The 21,029-nt window shown below is 63.0% G+C and carries 19 protein-coding genes; 10 read left to right on the top strand and 9 right to left on the bottom strand.

The annotated features are described in order from the left end of the window. Positions 1-52: 52 nt before the first annotated feature. Positions 53-1,414 (bottom strand): MFS transporter, encoded by a 1,362-nt coding sequence (locus tag P0D73_RS38540; RefSeq protein WP_408435306.1) that lies wholly within the window; start codon positions 1,412-1,414, stop codon positions 53-55. A gap of 68 nt (positions 1,415-1,482) precedes the next feature. Continuing rightward, positions 1,483-2,655 (bottom strand): M20 aminoacylase family protein, encoded by a 1,173-nt coding sequence (locus P0D73_RS38535; protein WP_408435304.1) that lies wholly within the window; start codon positions 2,653-2,655, stop codon positions 1,483-1,485. 118 nt (positions 2,656-2,773) lie between these two features. On the opposite strand from P0D73_RS38535, the gene P0D73_RS38530 reads away from it, so the two are divergent. After that, positions 2,774-3,724 carry a LysR family transcriptional regulator gene (locus tag P0D73_RS38530; protein ID WP_408280227.1) on the top strand — a complete coding sequence of 317 codons (951 nt, stop codon included), beginning with the start codon at positions 2,774-2,776 and terminating at the stop codon, positions 3,722-3,724. Positions 3,725-3,754: 30 nt separating this feature from the next. On the opposite strand, the gene P0D73_RS38525 is transcribed toward P0D73_RS38530, so the two are convergent. Continuing rightward, positions 3,755-5,191, bottom strand: coding sequence for an aldehyde dehydrogenase family protein (locus tag P0D73_RS38525; RefSeq protein ID WP_408435302.1), 1,437 nt, complete (start codon positions 5,189-5,191; stop codon positions 3,755-3,757). Positions 5,192-5,405: 214 nt separating this feature from the next. Between P0D73_RS38525 and P0D73_RS38520 the strand changes: the two genes are divergently transcribed. After that, positions 5,406-5,777 (top strand): cupin domain-containing protein, encoded by a 372-nt coding sequence (locus P0D73_RS38520; protein WP_132375088.1) that lies wholly within the window; start codon positions 5,406-5,408, stop codon positions 5,775-5,777. Between the two features lie 123 nt (positions 5,778-5,900). Here the strand turns inward: P0D73_RS38520 and P0D73_RS38515 are convergent, their stop codons facing one another. From P0D73_RS38515 to P0D73_RS38505, 3 genes are all read right to left on the bottom strand, one after another. Next, positions 5,901-7,292 carry an NAD(P)/FAD-dependent oxidoreductase gene (locus tag P0D73_RS38515; RefSeq protein WP_408435300.1) on the bottom strand — a complete coding sequence of 464 codons (1,392 nt, stop codon included), beginning with the start codon at positions 7,290-7,292 and terminating at the stop codon, positions 5,901-5,903. A gap of 68 nt (positions 7,293-7,360) precedes the next feature. After that, the gene (locus P0D73_RS38510; RefSeq protein WP_408435298.1) at positions 7,361-8,965 is read right to left on the bottom strand and encodes a purine-cytosine permease family protein; all 1,605 of its coding nucleotides are present in this window, start codon (positions 8,963-8,965) and stop codon (positions 7,361-7,363) included. Between the two features lie 269 nt (positions 8,966-9,234). Continuing rightward, positions 9,235-10,215 (bottom strand): LysR family transcriptional regulator, encoded by a 981-nt coding sequence (locus tag P0D73_RS38505; RefSeq protein WP_408435297.1) that lies wholly within the window; start codon positions 10,213-10,215, stop codon positions 9,235-9,237. 226 nt (positions 10,216-10,441) lie between these two features. Between P0D73_RS38505 and P0D73_RS38500 the strand changes: the two genes are divergently transcribed. Next, positions 10,442-11,770: an NAD(P)/FAD-dependent oxidoreductase gene (locus tag P0D73_RS38500; protein WP_408435308.1), complete on the top strand. Its 1,329-nt coding sequence runs from the start codon at positions 10,442-10,444 to the stop codon at positions 11,768-11,770. Between the two features lie 73 nt (positions 11,771-11,843). Here the strand turns inward: P0D73_RS38500 and P0D73_RS38495 are convergent, their stop codons facing one another. After that, the gene (locus P0D73_RS38495) at positions 11,844-12,191 is read right to left on the bottom strand and encodes a DUF4148 domain-containing protein (RefSeq protein ID WP_408435295.1); all 348 of its coding nucleotides are present in this window, start codon (positions 12,189-12,191) and stop codon (positions 11,844-11,846) included. A 244-nt stretch (positions 12,192-12,435) separates the two neighbouring features. Between P0D73_RS38495 and P0D73_RS38490 the strand changes: the two genes are divergently transcribed. The 6 genes from P0D73_RS38490 (at position 12,436) to P0D73_RS38465 (ending at position 17,707) form a co-directional block, all read left to right on the top strand. Further along, complete coding sequence (locus P0D73_RS38490) at positions 12,436-12,792, top strand: hypothetical protein (protein WP_408435293.1); 357 nt, start codon at positions 12,436-12,438, stop codon at positions 12,790-12,792. A gap of 22 nt (positions 12,793-12,814) precedes the next feature. Continuing rightward, positions 12,815-13,498, top strand: coding sequence for a heavy metal response regulator transcription factor IrlR (gene irlR / locus P0D73_RS38485; RefSeq protein ID WP_132375094.1), 684 nt, complete (start codon positions 12,815-12,817; stop codon positions 13,496-13,498). Beyond that, positions 13,495-14,952 carry a heavy metal sensor histidine kinase gene (locus tag P0D73_RS38480; RefSeq protein ID WP_408318944.1) on the top strand — a complete coding sequence of 486 codons (1,458 nt, stop codon included), beginning with the start codon at positions 13,495-13,497 and terminating at the stop codon, positions 14,950-14,952. The genes irlR and P0D73_RS38480 overlap by 4 nt, the downstream gene beginning before the upstream one ends. Before the next feature lie 129 nt (positions 14,953-15,081). Beyond that, entirely contained in the window at positions 15,082-15,378 is a 297-nt protein-coding gene (locus P0D73_RS38475) for a DUF4148 domain-containing protein (RefSeq protein WP_408435291.1), read from the top strand. Between the two features lie 66 nt (positions 15,379-15,444). After that, on the top strand, positions 15,445-16,071 hold the full coding sequence (locus P0D73_RS38470) for a carbonic anhydrase (protein ID WP_408435289.1): 627 nt from the start codon (positions 15,445-15,447) through the stop codon (positions 16,069-16,071). A gap of 142 nt (positions 16,072-16,213) precedes the next feature. Next, complete coding sequence (locus tag P0D73_RS38465; protein WP_408435287.1) at positions 16,214-17,707, top strand: SulP family inorganic anion transporter; 1,494 nt, start codon at positions 16,214-16,216, stop codon at positions 17,705-17,707. A gap of 17 nt (positions 17,708-17,724) precedes the next feature. Here P0D73_RS38465 and P0D73_RS38460 read toward each other — a convergent pair whose 3' ends face one another. After that, positions 17,725-18,618, bottom strand: coding sequence for a LysR family transcriptional regulator ArgP (locus tag P0D73_RS38460; RefSeq protein WP_408280204.1), 894 nt, complete (start codon positions 18,616-18,618; stop codon positions 17,725-17,727). A gap of 97 nt (positions 18,619-18,715) precedes the next feature. Here P0D73_RS38460 and P0D73_RS38455 point away from each other — a divergent pair, with 97 nt between their 5' ends. Continuing rightward, positions 18,716-19,333 carry a LysE/ArgO family amino acid transporter gene (locus P0D73_RS38455; RefSeq protein ID WP_132375099.1) on the top strand — a complete coding sequence of 206 codons (618 nt, stop codon included), beginning with the start codon at positions 18,716-18,718 and terminating at the stop codon, positions 19,331-19,333. Positions 19,334-19,436: 103 nt separating this feature from the next. On the opposite strand, the gene P0D73_RS38450 is transcribed toward P0D73_RS38455, so the two are convergent. Next, the gene (locus P0D73_RS38450) at positions 19,437-20,912 is read right to left on the bottom strand and encodes an HD domain-containing phosphohydrolase (protein ID WP_408435285.1); all 1,476 of its coding nucleotides are present in this window, start codon (positions 20,910-20,912) and stop codon (positions 19,437-19,439) included. Between the last annotated feature and the right edge of the window lie 117 nt (positions 20,913-21,029).

The raw sequence follows: 21,029 nt of genomic DNA, 5'->3' as shown, positions 1-21,029 counted from the left end.
CTAACAACACAAGGAAAGGCCAACACCCCAAAAAGCACAGCCAAAAAAACCACTACCCAATATCCCGCCCAGCAGTCTCCCGCATAAACGGCAACGGCAACAACGAAACCACCCCACACCCAATCAGATACCAAGCCGGCGCGAGATTACTCCCCGAAATCTGAATCAACCACGTAGCAAAAAACTGCGCAAACCCACCAAAGATAGAAACCCCGAGACAATAAACAATCGACATCCCGGTAGCACGAATCTCACGAGGAAACATCTCCGGCAGCATGACGATATTAGGCACAGCGGTAAACGCAACGAGCACAGCCAATCCGGCGACTACAGACAACAAAACCGGCACCGTCGGCGAAGCATTGATAATCATGAACGCCGGATACACCGCCACGATCAGCAACACCCGCGAGATCCACAACACGCGCTTACGCCCAGCACGATCGGACAACGCCCCGGCAAATGGCGAACAGATCACCGTCACCACCGCGGCGGTCCACGCAGCCCAGAGCGCCGACGACATCGGCAAATGCAAAATCCTGATCGCGTAGGTCGACAGATAAAACAGCACGATGTAGTTCGCCGCCGTGCCACCGATCGTCGTCAACACGCCCGTCGTAATCACGCGCGAATGCTCGCGAAACAGCTTGCGCACCGGCTGCGAGGCAGGCTGCAAACCCGGCTGCGAAACCGCCGCGCCATCTTCCACACCAGGCAGCGTCTCATTCAGATGCCGCCGAATATAAATACCAATCGGCCCCATCGCCATGCCGATCACAAACGGCACGCGCCACCCCCAACTCTCCAGCGCCGCAGTCGAAAGCGCCGCCGCCAAAGCGACACCCAGCAACGATCCGCACACGGTGTTCAGCCCTTGACTCACGAACTGCCAACTACCGTAAAACCCGCGCGTCTTGTTGCTCCCATACTCCAGCAACAGCGACGTCGACGCCCCCACCTCACCACCCAGCGCAAAGCCCTGAATCAACCGCGCGAGAATGATCAGCAGCGGCGCGGCAACACCAATCGCCGCATAAGTCGGCGCGAACGCGATGATCGCGGAGCCGAGCGTCATCAGCCACAGCGTGAGGCTCATCGCGGCTTTGCGGCCCGCGCGATCGGCATACGCGCCGAGCACGATGCCGCCCACCGGACGCATGATGAACCCGACGCCGAAGGTGCCGACCGCCAGCATCAGTTGCGCGAGCTGCCCTTCCACCGGGAAATACAGCTTGCCGATGATCGTCGCAAAGAAGCTATAGATCGTGAAGTCGAAAAACTCGAGGCCGTTGCCCAGCGTGATCGCGGCAATCGCCTTGGCGTGGCTCGTGCGTTCGACAGGCTGCGCGGCCGGCGTGCTCTGCATGCTCAACGCGTCGGTGCCTGCGGGTTGCGGTGTGGCGGAATAGTCCATCTGTGTCTCCGTGATGTTCTTCCTGCTAATGCGCGGCGGCTTTGCCCGCTTATGCAAACGCTGTGGCCTCAGGCCAGAAACGTCTGCGCGAGTCTCACCCAGTAGGCGGCACCGGTGGCGAGGCAATCGTCGTTGAAGTCGTAGCCCGGGTTGTGAACCATGCAGCCGCCCTCGCCGTCGCCATTGCCGATGATCAGATAGCTGCCGGGGCAACGCTCGAGCAGGAACGCGAAATCTTCGCTGCCAGTGAGCGGTTGCATGTCGGCGATCAGGCCGCCTTCGCCCAGCCAGTCGAGCGCGACTTGCCGCGCCAGCCCGGTCATCTCCGCATCGTTGACGAGAACCGGATAGCGACGCTGATAGTCCACGTGCGCCTGCGCGCCGAACACGGCCGCCTGGCCGCACGCCACTGCCGTGATGCGCTCCTGCAGATAATCGCGAACCTCGGGCTTCAATGCTCGCACCGAGAGACGCATTTCGGCCGTCTCGGAAATCACATTCGGTGCTTCGCCCGCGTGAATCGCGCCGACGGTGATGATCGCCATATCGAGCGGCGCGATGTTGCGCGATACGATGGACTGCAACGCCAGCACGATCTGCGCGCACACCACTACCGGATCGACCGCCTTATGCGGCACCGCGCCGTGGCCACCGCGGCCGGTTACCTTGATGATCACCGTATCCGACGAGGCCATGAACGAGCCCGGCAGGAAGCCGAACTTGCCCGTCGGATGGCCGGGCATGTTGTGCATCGCGAACACGGCGTCGCATGGAAACTTGTCGAACAGGCCGTCCTCGAGCATTTTTTTCGCGCCGGCCAAGCCCTCTTCGGCGGGCTGGAAAATCAGATTCAACGTACCGTCGAAGCACTTTTCCTGCGCCAGATGTTTGGCGGCGGCGAGCAGCATGGCCGTGTGGCCGTCGTGGCCGCATGCGTGCATCTTGCCGGGCAGCTTGCTCGCATATGGCAGGCCGGTGGTTTCATGAATCGGCAATGCGTCCATGTCGGCGCGCAGCCCGAGCTTGCGCGTACCGTCGCCGACTTTCAATTTCCCGACAACGCCCGTCTCACCGAGCCCGCGATGCACCGTATAGCCCCACTCCTGCAAGCGTTCGGCGACCAGGTCGCCGGTGGCGAACTCTTCGTAAGCCAGCTCGGGATGCGCGTGGATCTGGCGGCGCAGCGCGATCATTTCGTCTTCGAGTTCGGCGATGCCCGCCGGAATGGCCATGGTGTTCACGTCGTGTCTCCGTCATTGAAAGCGTGAACCCAGCATAACGACGCCGATATTCCAGCGGCAGGCGTAAAATCGTTACGGCAGCAACTCGTGGTTGCCACCCTCACGCCTACTCTGTCAGATGAAACTGCATCAACTCAGTACCTTAGCGGCCATCGCCGATACTGGAAGTATCCGGGCCGCCGCGCGTTCGCTCGGCCTCTCGCCCGCCGCCGTGACCAAGGCGATGCGCGAACTGGAAAGCGATCTGCAAGCGCCGCTGGTGGTGCGCAGCGCGAGCGGCGTCGCGTTTACCGAGTTCGGCCGCGCGCTGGTCGTGCATGCGCGCGTGGTGCTGGGGCAACTGCAACGGGCGCAAGCCGAGATCGAAGCATTACGCGGCGCGGCGGCCGGCAAACTGTCGATCGGCGTCACGCCGTGGGTCGCGTTGACGTTTCTGCCGCCCACGGTGCAGCGCTTCCGGCAGCGCATGCCTGAAGTGCAACTGGAGTTTTTCGAAGGCTTGCTCGCGGTCGTGCAGCCGCGTTTGCGCGACGGCAGCCTCGATTTTTCGATCGGACGGCCGCCACCCGCGTCGCCGCAATCGGAATTTCACAACGTGCCGCTGTTTTCCACGCACTCGGCCGTGGTCGCGCGGCGCGATCATCCGAAGGCCGGCTGCCGCACGCTGCTCGAACTGGAAGACGCGGAGTGGATATTGAACTGGGACCCGGCGAGTCGCGAGTCGATCTCGGACAACGTGTTTCGCAAGCGTGGCATGCAGGTGCCGCACACCATTCTGCTTGCGCACTCGCTGGCGGTCGTGCTGGGGCTGCTCGCCCACACGGACATGCTCAGCATCTTTCCGTGGCCACTCGTGGAAGTGACGCTCGCGAAGGAGCAGCTGTGGGCGCTGCCATTGCGTGAGACGGTCGATGAAACCATCGTCAGCATCACCTCACGCCGCGGCGCGCCGACGAGTCCGGCGGCCGCGTGCTTTCTCGAATGCCTGCGTGAAGTGATCGACGAAGGGGCGCGCTCGCAAGATCCCGAGCAGCGCCGGCTGTTTCATTCGATCGAGTTGCTGCTTTAGTGTTTTGTTACCTCACGGCGCTGTGTGGATTCAATCCGCGTAACCCACCACGCCCTTGATCTCCAGAAAGTCCTCCAGACCGAACTCGCCGTACTCGCGCCCGTTGCCCGATTGCTTGAAGCCGCCGAACGGCGCCTCGGGGTTGTAGTCCGCGTAGTTCAGATAGATCGTGCCGGTGCGCAGGCGCTTCGCCACCGCACGCGCGTGCTCGATCGAGCCGGATTGAATGTAGCCCGCGAGACCGTACAGGCTGTCGTTGGCCATCGCGATCGCTTCGTCTTCGGAGTCGTACGCGAGGATCGACAGCACCGGCCCGAAAATTTCCTCGCGCGCGATTGTCATGTCCGGCGTGACCTTGCCGAATACCGTCGGACGCACGAAGTAGCCGCCCTTCAATCCTTCGGGGCGGCCCAGGCCGCCGGCTACCAGCGTGGCGCCCTCTTCCATACCCACGCCGATCAGCTGCTGGATCTTGTCGAACTGCTGTTCGCTGATCACGGGGCCGAGGTCCGTGCCCTTCGCGTCCGCGGGACCGACGTTCAACGCTTCCGCGGCGTCTTTCGCATACGCCAGCGCTTCGGCTTCGCGGGCACGCGGCACGAACATGCGCGTAGGCGCATCGCACGATTGTCCGCTGTTGTCGAAACAGGCACGCGCGCCGCGCGTCACGGCTTCTTTCAGATCGGCGTCTTCGAGAATCAGGTTGGCCGATTTGCCGCCCAGTTCCTGATGCACGCGCTTGACCGTATCCGCCGCGGCCTTCGCGACCTGCACGCCCGCGCGCGTCGAACCGGTAAACGACATCATGTCGATATCCGGATGAGACGACATGGCTTCACCCACGGTGCGGCCTTCGCCGTTCACGAGATTGAACACGCCGGCCGGCACGCCCGCTTCGTCGAGGATCTCGGCGAAGATGATGGCGGACAGCGGCGCCAGTTCCGAAGGCTTGAGCACCATCGTGCAGCCGGCCGCGAGCGCGGGTGCGACCTTGGTGGTGATCTGCAAGGCCGGCCAATTCCACGGCGTGATCAGCCCGCACACGCCGACCGCTTCCTTGCGGATCAGAATGCCGCTCTTCACGTACTCGAACTCGAAGGTATCGAGCGTGCGGATCATGGTTTCCAGATGTGCGACGCCGGTCCATGCCTGCGCGTCGTTCGCGTACTGCAGCGGTGCGCCCATCTCGCGGCTGATCGCATGCACCATGTCGTCATAGCGTTTGCGATAGACGTCGAGGATCGCTTGCAGCAGATCGATGCGCTGCGCGATCGTCGTGTCGCTGTAGGCGGGAAATGCGCGCTTCGCGGCCGCGACGGCGCGATCGACATCCGCCGCGCTGCCCAGCGAGATTTGCGCGAACGCGGCGGCGGTGGACGGATCGATCACGTCGAGTGTGGCGGCGTTGGTCTGGCCGACGGGGTCGACCCACTGACCGTCGATATAAAACTGCTTGGCGTGTTGCATGGGGCTTGTCCTCTACATGAAAGTTTCAGGTCAGATGCGGGGCAAATCGCACCCGCGGCGGCATCGCCTGCTTTACATCGACGCCACTCAATCTGAATGTCTTCAAATCGAAATTCATCGCTACGCGGCTTTGGCTCAGACTCCGGCTTCGAATCCATTTTTCGCATCGATTCACACCGATAGCGACCTCGATCCAATCAACCAGGAGAGACACATGAGCAACATCACTTTCACCCGCATCGACGCTAAAGGCCCTGGCGCGTCCGGCCTGAACCCGGCCCTGCACGATCCGGCCGACGTCATTCTCGAAGGCGCCAAGGCACCGCACGCCCTCAATGCTTTCTCCGACGCCACCAACATGTTGTCCGCGGGCGTGTGGCAATGCGATGCGGGCACGCTGAAGCTGGCCGACCTGCCGATTCACGAAGTGTGCGTGCTGATCGAAGGCGAAGTCGTGATTACCAGCGACGACGGCCGCAGCGAACGCTATGCCGCCGGCGACGCCTTCATCCTGCACAAAGGCTTCTCGGGCACGTGGCACATGCCGGTGGCGACCAAGAAGTACAGCATCGTGTACTGCGGTTGATTCTGACTGCATCGCACCGTTGCTTCACCGGAAACCGCACCCACTGAGGTGCGGTTTTTTATTCTGGCGAAGAAACCAAAAAACGCAAAAAAACGCCCGCCACGATTGCGCGGACGCCATCAACTACATCGGAAAACCCAGCGCCTTGATCGAATTGATCCACAGACGCCGCCAGCCGCCGCGATCGTCGGCGCCGTCGAACGCGTTGAAGGTGATCTTCGCGGCGATCCAGCGCACGGGTTCCGGCGGAATATACGACGGCCCTTTGCGCGAAATATCGAGCGACGTGATCACCGTCTCGCGATGCCACAGCATGTCGAGGCCCATCTTCGCGCCAAAGCGGCTGCCCGCCACGCCAAAGCCCGTATAGCCCGCGACGAACACGCTCTTGCCGCCGTGATAGCGACGCGCGAACACGGCGCCGCGCGAACAGTAGTCGATCGGGCCGCCCCAGGCATGCGTGAAGCGTACGTCGTCGAGTTGCGGGAAGGTGCGGTAGAACGCTTCGGCGAGCTTGTAGTAGGTGCTTTCGTCGCGATCGGCGGCGGGATTCGGATTACCGCCGAAGTGATAGCTCACGCGGCCGCCAAAGATGATGCGGTTGTCTTTCGTGAGCCGGAAATAATTGAGCTGCGTGCGCGTGTCGTAAATGCCCTGGCGATTCTTCCAGCCGATGCGCGCCATCTGTTCTTCGCTCAACGGCGCGGTCGCGATGATGTGATCGCGCACCTGCATCACACGGCGTTTGATGTCGGTCACGCCGACATCCGCCGTGCCGGTGCCGAGCAGCACGCGCGGCGTTTCGATGCGGCCCGACTGCGTGTGCACGATCATCTTCGCGCCGCAATCTTCGAGGCGCGTGATCGGCGAATGTTCATGCAGACGCACGCCGAGTTTCAGCGCGGCGGCCTTCAAACCCCACGCGAGCTTCGCCGGATGAATCGTGCCGCTGCGATTGCGCGACCACATCGCCCCTGCGAAAAGCGGTGAATCGAGTTGCTCGCGCGCGCCCTTGCTGTCGAGCAGCACCACGTCGTGCCCGTGTGAGACATGCAACTCGTAATCGCGCTTCAGATGGCCGAGGTGGCCCGGATCGACTGCAACAGTCATCTCGCCGTTCCATTCGACATCCGCCTCGATGCCATAGCGCGTCAACGACTCCTTGAAGCCGTCGAGATTCTCCTGGCCCAGCTTTTCGAGCACGTCGAGGTCTTGCGGAAAGACGCGCGTCGCATTCGGCAGGCCGTGCATCACCGAAGTCGAGATGATGCCGCCCGGACGGCCCGAGGCGCCATAAGCCACCTTGCCCGCCTCGACCAGCACGACGTCGAGCGACGGGTCGGCTTCTTTCGCCTGGATCGCGGCCCATAGACCGGTGAAGCCGCCTCCCACCACGACCAGATCCGCCGTGGTCGGACCGATCAATTCCCGTTCGACAGCCGGCGCGCGCGGATTGTCCAGCCAGAACGGAAACAGTTTTACCCCTTCAAACGCGCGCTTTACTGACTCGCTCATCCTGTTTGCCTACTCAATTTAAATACCATTGCTTGTACTGCACGAAGCCGCGCACATCGGCGTGCGCTTCAACCTGCATCCTGCGTGTCCAGCTCCGCCTCGCGCTCGCGTTCCGCACCCACGGCGCGTTGCGGTTTCGTCCGCCGCTGCGTGGCCGCTTTAAGCTTAGTCGCCGGCACCACGGGATGCACGGTTACATTGCGCTGCGAACCGCCGCGCAGCCAACGGCGGCCTTGCGGTCCATACACGCCGTCCGGCTCCGGAAAGCACTGCAACAACGCGATATACAGCGCGGCTGCCAGCGTCAGCGAAACCGGCATGCTGATGTCGAGACCACCGGCGAGATGGCCGAGCGGACCGACGAACTGATCCGGCAGATTCACGAAGCACAGGCTGATCGCCGCGCTCGGAATCCATGCGCCCATCGCGCGCCAGTTCCAGCCGTGCGTGAACCAGTAGTGACCGCCACGGCCGCCGCGATTGAACACCTGCAAGTCGTCCGACAGATAGAAACCGCGCCGCGTGACGAAGCCGATGATCATGATCACCATCCACGGGCAACTGCAGACGTTGATCAGCACCGAGAACGTCGACACGCTTTCGACCAGATTGAAGGCGAAGCGGCCGAGAAAAATGAAGCCGATGGCGAGGCTGCCGATCAGCAACGTGGCGCGCACGCGGTTCAGGAACTTCGGAAACATGCTCGACATGTCGAGGCCGGTGCCATACAGCGCGGTCGTGCCCGTCGACATGCCGCCGATGATCGCGATCAGACACACCGGCAGGAAGAACCAGTTCGGCGAGATCGCCAGCAGACCGCCCACATAGTTATTCGACGCGATGAAATCCGGCGCCTTGCTGGCGATGATCGTCGCCGTGGCGAGGCCGAAGAAGAACGGCACGAACGTGGCCAGTTGCGCAAGCATTACCGCGAGGATCGTGCGCTTTCTCGGCGTGTTCTCCGGAATATAGCGGGCCCAATCGCCGAGCGTGCAGGCGAACGATACGGGATTGCTCATCGCAACCAGCACGGCGCTCACGAAGGCCGGCCAGAAACCCACCGAGCCGAGCGCGACCTTGCCGGCGTAGGCGCCATCGAACGACTTGGTGAACGCGAACAGGCCGACCACGAACAGAATGCTCGCCGCCCACACCGCGATCTTGTTGACCCACAGCATGAAGCGGAAACCATACACGCACACGGTCAGCACCAGCACCGCGAACAGACCATATGCGAAGCTCAGCGTCATCCAGTTGACCGGCAAACCGAGCAGATGATTCGCGCCGCCCACGAGCGCATCGCCCGAACTCCACACCGCCAGCGAGAAAAACGCGACCGCGGTCAGCACCGCCAGAAACGAGCCGACGATCCGCCCATGAATGCCGAAATGCGCGCCCGACGAGACCGGGTCGCTGGTGCCGTTACGCGGACCGAACAGGCTCATCGGCGCAAGAATGCATGAGCCGATCAGCACGCCGAGCACGATCGACCAGACACCCGCCTTGAATGACAAACCGAGCAGCACCGGAAAACTGCCGAGCACGGAGGTCGAAAAGGTATTGCAACCGCCGAACAGCAAGCGGAACAGATCGATCGGCCGCGCATAGCGCGAGCGATCCGGAATGCGTTCGAAACCGAATGTTTCGACTTGAGTGATGCTGTTGCTGCTCATTGTCTCCGACTCCTGTAACGGCCAGGTCAATCACAATGGCTCGCCACGGGGATGCGGCGTCCACTTTTCTCAGATGTCTGGACGCCACTGTAAAGACAATCGGCACGGGCAAAAATATCGCCCGCCCAACCTTTACTTCGATCGCCGGCGATGTAACCCTCAAGCACCGCCCGGCAAGGCTCTGCAGGCATCCAGAAAGCCCGCTTAGGGACTTCCCGCAGGCTTCGCGCAGCGCAAACGTCGAAGCGAATAGCGAGAATCCGCACGCGTTATGTCACGTCCGCGCCGCCCGCCTGGCGCGTCTGCCGGCGTTTTTTTGCGGCTGCGACAGTCGGCAGCGGCACCGGCACCGCGCCCGACATGCCGTGCTCGATCAAAAAATCGCGGAACAGCCCGGCCACATGCGGCAGACGTTTATCCGACACATGCATCACATACCAGTCGCGCTCGATCGGGTTGGCGGGCATCGGCAACAGCGCGAGCAAACCCGCCTGAAACTCCAGCGAACAGGCGTGCAGCGACAGGAACGCGATGCCCAATCCCGCCTCGACCAACTGCTTGATCGCCTCGTTGCTCGACAACTCGGAGCCGATATGAAGCTTGAGGCCCGCGAGCCGAAACAGATTCTCGACCGTCGAACGCGTGCCCGAACCGCGTTCCCGCACGAACAGATTCGCGCTTTGCAGATCGTCGAGCGACAAACGCTTTTTCTTCATCAGCGCATGCGCGGGCGAGGCGACGAACGCCATCGGATGCTTGGCGAACGCGGTCGCCGCCGTGCGCAATTCGCGCGGTGCGCTGCCCATCACCGCGAGATCGATCTCGTGCGTCGCCAGCATGCGGATGATGTCCGCGCGATTGCCGACCTTGAACTGCACCTTCACTTGCGGACGCAATTCGGTGAAACGCACCAGAAACGGCGGGATCAGATACTCGGCCGTGGTGATCGCGCCGATGCGCAGCGTGCCGCCCTGCTCGCCGTGCAACTCGGCCAGATCGTCGGCCGCGCCGTTCCACAGGTCGAGGATTTCCAGCGCATAACGGGCGAGGATCTCACCGGCCGCGGTCAACTGCACACCACGGCCCACGCGCTGCAACAGCGGCGCGCCCGCGGCCTCTTCGAGCAGCCGCACCTGTAGCGACACGGCCGGCTGCGTGAGCCGCAATTCCTCGGCCGCACGCGACACGCTGCCCAGCTTCGCAATCGTATGCAAGGCCTTTAACTGACGAAACGTCGCGGCTTTTAACATAAGTGAAAACCTATATGTTCCGTATAAACATTAAATTGTGCTGCGGTTTTCGCCGATTTTATACTGGCCTGACAGATGAGCCGGGGAATGTTTGGAATCGCGCTCCGCGCGGCGCCAGCACCGGCCCGGCACGAATAACGTCAGGAGGATAGAGATCATGGCCGCAATCGATCAACAGGCAAGCGCAACAACGCAGCGGGCGCACCACGCGCAATCCGCGCAACGCATGGACAATTCGGCGGCGCATCGGGTCGTGATCGTCGGCGGCGGTGTGGGTGGACTCGGGCTCGCCACGCGCCTGTCCGAATCGCTCGGGCGTGCCGGCCTCGCGCAGATCGTGCTGGTCGACCGCTGGCCCACGCACTTCTGGAAGCCCCTGCTGCACGAAGCCGCTTCAGGTCAACTCGATCCCGCGACCCATCAACTGCAATATGCGGTGCAGGCGCAACGGCACGGCTTTGAATTCGAACAGGGCGAACTCACTGCGCTCGATCGCGCCGAGCGGCATATCACGCTGAGCGCGTTACACGATGCAGACGGCCGCGAAATTCTGCCGGCACGGCAAATCGCTTTCGATACGCTGGTGCTGGCCATGGGCAGCGTCACACAGTATTTCGGCGTGCCCGGCGCCGCGGAGCATGCGTTGCCGCTCGAATCGGTCGCACATGCGGAAGCATTCCGCCGCAAGTTGCTCGATGCCTGTCTGCGCGCGAACCATGCGCGCCGGGCGCAGACCGCGCATGCGGATACGCCGGTGTCGATCAACATCATCGGTGCCGGCGCGACGGGTGTCGAACTCGCCGCCGCATTGCGCGACACGGTGCGTTTGCTGAATCGCTACAGTCCGTTTTCACTCGATCCGGTGCGCGACTTCCGCATCCGTTTGATCGAAAGTAGCGGACGTGTGCTGCCTGCTTTGTCCGAAACGATTTCAGCGCGCGCACAGCGGATGCTCGCCAGTCTCGGCGTGGAAGTGTTAAGTGCCACGCGTGTCACCGAAGTGCGCGCCGATGCCGTGCTGACCGACGGCGGCGCCCCGCTCGCCAGCGACATCGCGATCTGGACAGCGGGCATCTCGGGGCCACCGGTATTGCGCACGCTGGACGGCATCGCGGTGAATCGCAACGCGCAGATCCAGGTGAATCGCACGTTGCAATGCACGAACGATCCGAATATCTTCGGCCTTGGCGACTGCGCGGCCTGCCCCGCCGACGACGCCGGCGCGTTCCTTTCCCCGCGCGCGCAGGTCGCGCATCAACAGGCGCTGTTTCTCGCGCGCGCATTGAAGTGCCGGATTGCAGGTGAAGCGTTGCCCGAGTTCGTGTACCGCGACGCCGGCACGTTGGTCGGCTTCGGGCGTGAAGGCACCATAGGCAGCCTCAGCAACAGCTTGCTGACGCAGCCGGTGTTTGTCGATGGTTGGCTCGCCACTGCGGTCTACAAGCTCATCTATCGGCGGCACGTCATGACACTGACCGGTTTCGCGCGCATGGCGCTCGATACGGCGAGCCACTGGTTGCGCAGACGCGTGCATCCGGTGATCCGTTTGCACTAGAGAAAAATTTGCTGCTCACGCGCCGATAGATGCGATCGGTTCGGCAAGTGAGCGGCTTGCCACCTACTTCAACCTAGCGCATCTGAAACGCGTCCGCCACGGAACGCGCGCCGTCCGGCAACGGACACGGCTGCGGATACTGGCTGTCCGACACGTCCATGCAACCCGACGCGCGTGCGACGGCCAGTTCACGCTTCACCTCCTCGCGGGTCTTTCCTTGCGGCGCCTGCCGCGCCTTCCGCACCGCACGCTCTTCTCCACCCTGCACCTGTTGCGGCTTTCGCTGCACCTGCTCCTGAGCCTCGTAAGCCACACGCGGCCCCGTGGCTGGGTCAAGTGACGAAACACCGTCGCTCGCCACCGACACACTCATCCACGCAAAGCCCAGCACGCCTCCCGCAAACCAATTCGCATTCCGCACGATCTATTCTCCGATTCCGTTTGATTGAGCCCCCATGCTAGATCGAAGCGGCTCCCTGAACATGAGCGTGCCATGACGATCCTGTCATGCGTGCGACGCACCGCAATAAAACATGCACGCAAAATATATGACGGAATTGTCATGTTGCGTTCATGTTCGCATCGATCAGGTATCCGTACGATGGACCCGTTCTATCTTCAAATTGACCCGTATGCGGCACTTTCAACGAATGCGAAGTCTGACGATGCGCATCACGCATTTCAGTGCAAGCGTCCCGGCACGCTGGGAACGGCTCCGCATCGATCATCCGGTCTCTCTGGGAGCCGCGCTGCTCGTCATTGCACTCAGTTCGCTGGCGTTCTGGTGGATTCAGCCTGACGGGCTGTTCGACGGCGGCGAACCAGCCTGCCCCTCCGCATATGCAAAGTCAACTGTCCAGGACGGGCCGTTATTCACGCGAGGCCTGCTCTCGCTCGAGGTGTTTTCCGCGATGACTCGCACCATGCCGCGGACTTGCAGTTCGCTGCCTGCAGTCGATCACGGGCTCGATGCAGCCAATGCCTCCACGTCATGCGCGCCCAATGCACGCATCGGCCGCTGACCCGCGGCACTGAGAGAAAATCATGCGTATCCTGATCGTCGAGGACGAAATCAAAACCGGCACGTATCTTCGCAAAGGTTTGACCGAAGCGGGCTTTATCGTCGACTGGGTGGAAGACGGCGTGACCGGCCAGCACCGCGCGTTGACGGAGGACTACGACCTGATCGTCCTCGACGTCATGCTGCCCGGCCAGGACGGCTGGACGGTGCTGAAAAACCTGCGCCGCACCCATTCGACTTCGGTCCTGCTGCTCACCGCGCGCGACGAGGTGGACGACAAAGTGCGCGGCCTCAACATGGGTGGCGACGACTATCTCGTCAAGCCGTTCGACTTCGCCGAACTGCTGGCCCGTGTGCGCTCGATTCTGCGACGTGGGCAAACGCGCGACGCGGCTTCCCTGCAAGTCGCCAATCTGGTGCTCGACCTGACGCGCCGCAAGGCCACGCGCCACGGCGACATGATCCTGCTCACGGCCAAGGAATTCGCGTTGTTATGGCTGCTGATGCGTCGTCAGGGTGAAATTCTGCCGCGTTCGACGATCGCCTCCCAGGTGTGGGACATGAACTTCGACAGCGACACGAACGTCGTCGACGCCGCGATCCGCCGCCTGCGCGCGAAGGTCGACGACAATTACGAGCCCAAGCTGATTCACACCGTGCGCGGCATGGGTTACGTACTGGAAGAGCGCGGCCCATCGCAGTCATGATCCGACGTCTACTCGCGGCGGTGCGCCTGCGCGCGTCAACGCTGCGCTTCAGGCCGCCCGCGCGGCTCGTGCCGCGCACCTTGCGTGCGAGGCTGTCAATACTCTTCGCCCTTTCGACTTCGCTGCTACTCATATTCAATGGCGTACTGCTGTATCACGGCCTGAAAACGCGCATCGAAGCCGCGTCGGCGCGCGAGATGACCACCACGCTCGCCGCGCTGCAATTGCGCCTGCACACCATGCCCAGCATCCAGGCGGTCAGCGCTGATCGTGAGACGTGGCACAACCAGCTATACGGACATCAGAACCTGGATATTGCGCTGTTCGATTCGCGCAGCGCACCGCTCATTCGCACCAACGGCTACTGGCCGAATGCGGAGACCATGACCGTCCGCGCTGGCCTCGCACCCGTGCGCGTGTCGATCGAGAAACTGCCGCTGCGCTTTCTGGTGGCAATGGCGCTGCTCGGCGACCCATCCGGCACACAAGTGCGCGTGGTCGTGCAATACGACGCGAGCGGCGAACGCGCGTTACTGCGCGCCTACGCACTCAACGTGCTGGTCGTCATCGTGACGGGGACGCTGGTGAATGCACTGCTTGCGTGGTCGATCGCCCGTTTCGGACTGCGGCCGCTGGCTCGTTTGACGGCGCGCGCCGAGCAGATCTCCAGCAGCCATCTTGCGGAACCATTGCCCGAGCGCGACATGCCTGGCGAACTGAAGGAACTGAGCCGTGCCTTCAACCGCATGCTGGCGCGCCTGCATGAATCGTTCACGCGTCTCACGCAATTTTCATCCGACCTTGCGCATGACATGCGGACTCCCCTCACGAATCTGCTGGCTGAAGCGCAAGTGGCACTCTCGCAACCGCGTTCCGCCGACGAATACCGCGGCGTGATCGAATCGAGCGTGGACGAATTCCAGCGCCTCGCGCGTCTTATCGACAGCATGCTGTTTCTCGCGCGGGCGGACAGCATTCGCCACCGCTTGACGCTGCAATGTGTCGACGGGCGCAGCGAGGCGCTGCGCATTGCCGGCTACTACGAAATCATGGCGGCGGATGCCGGCGTCGAAATCGTCGTATTGGGCAATGCGCGTTTCGAAGGCGATGTGCTGATGGTGCAGCGGGCGCTCAGCAACCTGATTTCGAACGCGTTGACCCACGCACCGCGCGGCAGCACCGTCGACGTGCAGTGCGCGGAACGCAGCCGCTATGCGCACGTCTCGGTGTCGGACACCGGCGCCGGCATCGCGCGACCGCATCTGGAGCGCATCTTCGACCGTTTTTACCGGGTCGATCCATCGCGGCACAACTCGGCAAGCGGCACGGGCCTCGGACTTGCCATCGTCAAGTCGATCATGGACGAACATCACGGCGAATGCAGCGTGGAAAGCGTGCCGCACGTGCGCACCACGTTCAGCTTGCGCTTCCCGAAGCATCCGCCGATCAGTTGAGCCAGGCACACGCCCGCACGATGACAAAACTATCATGCGGCGATCACCACGGTCTCATCCCCTGCTATGCACAATGTTCCTGTCTGATCAACATTGATCAGACATCCCAATCAACTTGCAGAGGACTCGATGAAACACTACGCAACCGCCCTGGCCGCCCTGATTCTGAGCACACTCGCCACCACCGCCGTAGCAAACGACAACAACAGCATTCCCACCTTCACCTCGCAACCACAAGGCACCCTCGCGGGCCAGCCGCAACAGATGGGCAAATCCCGCGAACAGGTGCGTCAGGAGTTAATCGAGGCTCAGCGGCAAGGTCTCATTCCCAACACCGAAGCCGACTATCCGCCGAGTCAACGGAGCATCGACGCGAATAAAGCCCGCCATACAGCCATGCAACGCTACTGGGCCGAGAACGACTGACACTCGTTCGGCAACAGATACAGATGCAATTCACAACGCGATCGTCGCATCAACGGAAGCTCGTTCATGACATACCCGAAACGCATGCTCGTCGAAAACCTCGCCTGGTCCGACGAAATCAACAACCGTGATCCCGCGTATTTCCGGCGCCTCGCCAGCAATCAGCAACCGAACGTGCTGTGGATCGGTTGCTCCGACAGCCGCGTGCCGGAAGCGATTACGCGGGCGATGCCCGGCGAGATCTTCGTGCATCGCAATATCGCGAATCTCGTCGCCGACAACGACGACAACCTCTCGAGCGTGCTCGAATACGCGGTCACCGCACTGCAGGTGGAGCATGTGATCGTCTGCGGCCATCACTGCTGCGGCGGCGTGCAGGCGGCGCTGCGCCCACCCGTGCCCGAACTGCCGAACGTCAATCGGCGCATTGGGGGAATTCGCCGGCTGTGCGCGCTGCACTCCACCGAATTGCGCGAGCTGCCGAGCTTCGAGGCACGCGTGGATCGGCTCGCCGAACTCAATGTGCTGGCACAGGTTCAGGCGCTGCACGCCATGCCGCTGATTCAGCGCGCGCGGCGTCCCGTGCAGATTCACGGCTGGATTTTCTCGATGCTCGAAGGGCGTCTGAAAACATTGACCGACACGCCCTGGACCGCGAACAGCAACGCTGCCACCGAAGCCGCGATGGGCTGACCGCCGCTGCACCAACCAGTCGCAATACGTGCGAGCAGACCGACTCGTCCCAATCCCCCGCGCTGCTGTAACCGCGCACGACAAACGCCGCCGATAAGCGCGGCGATTTTTTTGACTCCCCAGCTTCGAGGCAAGCTTTACGATGATTCCATCCACCTCTGAACAACCTGAAGTCAACAGCAACCCCGCGTCTCGCCCGTATGCATGGCGCAGCGACCTGCTCGCGGGCATCACCGTTTTCCTGATCGCGTTGCCGCTATGCCTGGGCATCGCGCAGGCTTCCGGCGTCGCGCCGTTCGCCGGCATTCTGGCTGGCGTGATCGGCGGCCTTGTGGTCGCGTTGCTGAGCGGCTCACGGCTGAGCGTGAGCGGACCCGCTGCCGGGCTCGTCGTGATTGTCGTCAATGCGCTGGCTACGCTCGGCAGCTTCTCCGCGTTTTTGAGCGCACTCGTGATCGCGGGCGCCTTGCAGATCATGCTGGGCTTTCTGCGCGCCGGACGGCTGGCGAGCTATGTGCCGGTGCCGGTGATCAACGGCATGCTCGCCTCGATCGGCATTCTGCTGATCGCCAACCAGTTGCCGCTGGCCGCGGGCATCGGTGGCGACGGCATCTCCGTGGTCATGCCGCTCCTCGCGATCGCATCGATCGCCATACTCGTGGCGTGGAACACGCCAACGTTGCAGCGCTGGCGGCTCGTACGCGCGGCTCCCGCGCCGCTTGTGGTGGTGTTGATCGGCATCGCGGTCGCGGGATTCGCCGACTCTCTCGCACCGGGCAACGCGATCGCGTCCGTGCAACGTGTGGCGATGCCCGCGCTCGGATCATGGGGTGCGTTTCGCGACGCGCTCACGTTTCCCGGCTTCGCGCACTGGCTCGACCCCGCTGTGTGGCGCGTGGCCGTGGTGATCGCGATCGTCGCGAGTCTGGAAACCTTGCTGAGTCTCGAAGCGCTCGAACAGATCGATCCCGCGCATCACAGAGCGCCGCCCGACCGTGAGCTGAAGGCGCAAGGCGTCGGCAACCTGCTCGCCGGTCTGATTGGCGCGCTGCCGCTCACCGCCGTGGTCGTGCGCAGCGCGGCCAACGTGCATGCGGGTGCCCGCAGCCGTGTTTCGTGCATGACACACGGCCTCGTGCTGCTGATCGCCACGCTCACGCTCACCGGCGTGATCAATATGATTCCGCTCGCCAGCCTCGCGGCGATTCTGATCCAGACCGGCTACAAACTCGCGAAGCCGCAGCTGTTCGTCGCAATGGGCCGCGCCGGACGCAGTCAGTTCGTGCCGTTCATCGGCACCATCGCCGGGGTGCTGTTGACGGATCTGCTGAGCGGCATTGCAATCGGCTTCGCGCTGAGCGTGGTACTTGTTGTCGAACGCAACCTGCATCGCGCGATGAGCTTCACGCGCGACGGCGATCACTACGTGCTGACCTTGCGCAAGAACGCGAGCTTCTTCTGCACGCCGCAACTGAAACGTTATCTCGGGCAGATTCCGCCGGGCGCGACCTTGATTCTCGACGCGACCCAGGCTGATCATATTGACTACGACGTGCGGCGCGTCATCGACAGTTTCATGGCGGATGCGCGGACCAGCAGTGTGCGGATCGAGTACCGGCACTGGCCAGCTGCCTGATTACGCATTGCGGATGTTCAGTCCAAAAACTCGGTTGCCCGCTTACGTAACACCGCGCCGAAGTCGTCGAGCCAGTCGATCGATAAACGCCAGCTCTGCCAGTAGAGATCGACATCGATATGCTTGCCGGGCGCGATCTCCATCAGTTCGCCGCTGGCCAGATGCGGGGCGATCATGCGTTCCGGACACATGCCCCAGCCAAGGCCCGTGACGCAGGCGCGCAAAAAACCGGCGACGTGCGGAATCCAATGCAACGGCGGATCAATGTCCGCGCGCGTGATGCGGCGCATGAAGCGCTTTTGCAACTGGTCCTTGGGATTGAAGTCGACGCACGGCGTACGCCGCAAACTCTCGCGCGTGACGCCGTCGGCAAAGTGACGTGCGAGAAAGTCCGGTGAACAGACCGCCAGATAACGCATCCGCCCAAGACGCGTGGAGCGACAACCCTGCACGGGCTCGGCTTGCGTGGTGACCGCGCCTTGCACGCTACCGTCGCGAATCCGCTGCGCAGTGTGGTCCTGATCGTCGATCACCAGATCGAGCAGCATCTCCCGCTCGACGCAAAATTGCGCGACCGCGTCGATAAACCAGGTGCCGACGCTGTCGTCGTTGACGGCCACGCGCAGCGCCGGCCACGGTTCGACCAGCGCGCCGGGCAGCGCCGGCAGGCGGCCGGTCAGCTCCGCTTCGAGCAATTGCACGCGTTCGGTGTGGCGGCACAGCAGCGCGCCCGAGGTGGTCGCGACACAGGGCTGGCCGCGCTTCACCAGCACGCTGCCCACGCGCTCTTCCAGCAGTTTGACCCGTTGCGATACCGCGGACGGTGTCACATTCAGTTCGCTGGCGGCACGGTCGAACGAACCGTGGCGCACCACGGCGGCCAGCGCATCGAGCAACGCATAGTCGAGCATTAGCGTTCCTTAATCGGCATTAAGTGAATTAGCTTCTCTTATGAGCAGCAAACCCGCAGACTAGCCTCGTTCGCTTCTCCCGTCTACTGGATCGATTATGAATTGGCTGTCTTTTTCTCACGGCGCCGCCTTGTGCGCCTCCCTGATCGTGACGATCGGCGCGCAAAACGCCTTCGTGCTGCGTCAGGGCATCATGCGCTCGCATGTCGGCAAGATCGTCGCGCTGTGCGCGTTGTCGGACTGCCTTCTGATCGGCGCGGGCGTCGGCGGCGCATCGGTATTGGTCGAGCGCTATCCTGTGTTCGTTCACGCCATGCTGTATGTCGGGCTTGCCTATCTTGCGTGGTTCGGGATCAGCGCGTTGCGCCGCGCGGTGCGGCCTGGGCATGCGGTACTGGAAGGCGGGGACGTCAGCGCGGCGCCCGTGCAGCGCGCCGTGCCGATCATTCTGATGACGCTCGCCTTCACGTGGCTCAATCCGCACGTCTATCTCGACACGTTCCTATTGATCGGCACGGCCGGCGCACGCGAACCCGAAGGCGCGCGGATCGCTTTTGCGCTGGGCGCGATGGCGGTCAGCGGGATCTGGTTTATCGGATTGGGCTACGGCGCACGGGCGCTCGCGCCGCTCTTCAAGCGGGCGACAGCATGGCGCGTGCTGGATGGGGCGATCGGCAGCATGGTGCTGCTGCTCGCGGTGACGCAGTTTCGGTGAGCGCCGCCAGCGCGGTTGAAATTGGACCATGTCGGTGGCAAGCCGAGACTATCAGAAAGTACGGGTGGCCGCGGCACTGCAAACCCGTACGCAGCGCACCCGCCTAGATGCACCCGAGCGCGGAGGCCTTCAACGTGGCCGCGGCACGGGTAGAACATTCGAGCTTGCGAAAGACGCTTTCCACATGCGTGCGCACGGTACTGGGGCTCAGTTCAAGAATGCGGGCGACTTCCTTGTTGCTCGCCCCCAGGCTGATGTGTTTCAGCACTTCCGCTTCTCGCGGCGACAGCAACCCTGCTTTCGGATTGCGCGCACGTTCGCCGAATGCGGGACCATCGCCGAGTTCCGAGGAAACGGTTGCCTCGACCGCCTCTGTATCGAAACGCCCCGCCCGCGCCTGCTCGTTGAGCAGCGCCGCGGACTGCTCCGGCGAAAATGCCGGCCTCCAGGGGCGCGCTGAGCGCAGCGCCACCCAGGCGGCAGCAACCGCAAGCACCCGCGCTTCGCGTCCAATTGCGTCGCCCGCGCTGCTGCGGAAATAGCCCGAACCATCGAGACGCTCGTACGCGAAAGAAGCGATCTCCGACTCGCGAGCAAGACCCTCGATCTGTTTGCCCGCACGCGCGGTCCAGTAGGGCACGAGGCGAACCTTTTCCCATGCTGCCGGAGAAAGCTCGCCCGCCGTATTCCAGATGGCGTTGGGGACCGCCATGCGTCCCATGCCATGGAGCAGCCCCGCCGTGTACGTGCAGCGCCGCGCATCGTCGCTCAGGCCTAAATGCGCGCAGCAGGCGCCAGCCGTCTCCGCTACTCGCCGCGAATAGCCGGTCATCCACGGCAGCTTCAGGTCGATCACGTCGGCGACGATCTCCGGCGCGCTGACCAGTTGCAGCGCTTGCGTGCAGCCCGACTCGTCACGCCGCTGCGCGATCGAATCCCCGAGTTCCTCGAGCCACGCGGCCGCCCGAGCCGAGGCGAGCTGTGCCAATTCCGACGGGTATTGCCGGCCGGCCTTCTGCGCGATCAGCATCTGCGCGCGCTCGATACCGTAGACCCGGCTCAGAATCTCGAGATCCCCGGCCACGGCGACGATGAACACCGCGGCGGGTACATCGCGCCCCGGCCGATGGTCAGGGAAACCTCCGCCGTCCCAACTTTCGAAAATACGTCGAAGCGCCTCCTGAGTCGCATGAGTGAGCCCGAGCATACGAGCCACCTCGCCCGAGACCTCGCAGTGTATCTGGGCGAGCGGCGTGATCGCGGCGCCCACTTGCGCCGGCGACTCGCCGGTCCCGGTCCAGTCCGGCCGCATGGCAAGCATGGCCGCGCGGCCGCCGATGTCGTCGCCGAGCCAGTCAGAAAAACCGGCCGCGTTTCCCGTGCAGCCGGACCACCTCAGAAGGGACACTTCCTTGACTACGTCGCATTGCGTGCCGTCCAGACCGGCCTCGGCGGCGAGTCGCGCCGCCAGCCAGGCGGTGCGCGGCGAATGGTCGGTAGGCTGCCCCATGCTGAGGTCGCCAATGAACGCGAGGGCCTTGACTGCGTCCAGCACCCGGATTGCAGAAACGTCATGCATAGCTTTCGACCTTGTTGTCAGTACTCGCGCGTCCAGCCGGACTGTGCCGGCTCGGTCATTCGACCGATACAGGAAATCGGCCGATCGGCGCATCCTCCAATCCGCAAGTTGTTTCTT

The organism is Paraburkholderia sp. RL18-101-BIB-B (genome assembly GCF_046026985.1).
Taxonomy (GTDB): domain Bacteria; phylum Pseudomonadota; class Gammaproteobacteria; order Burkholderiales; family Burkholderiaceae; genus Paraburkholderia.
Note: the sequence above shows the minus strand (reverse complement) of the source record. Positions and strands in the feature narration are given on the sequence as shown.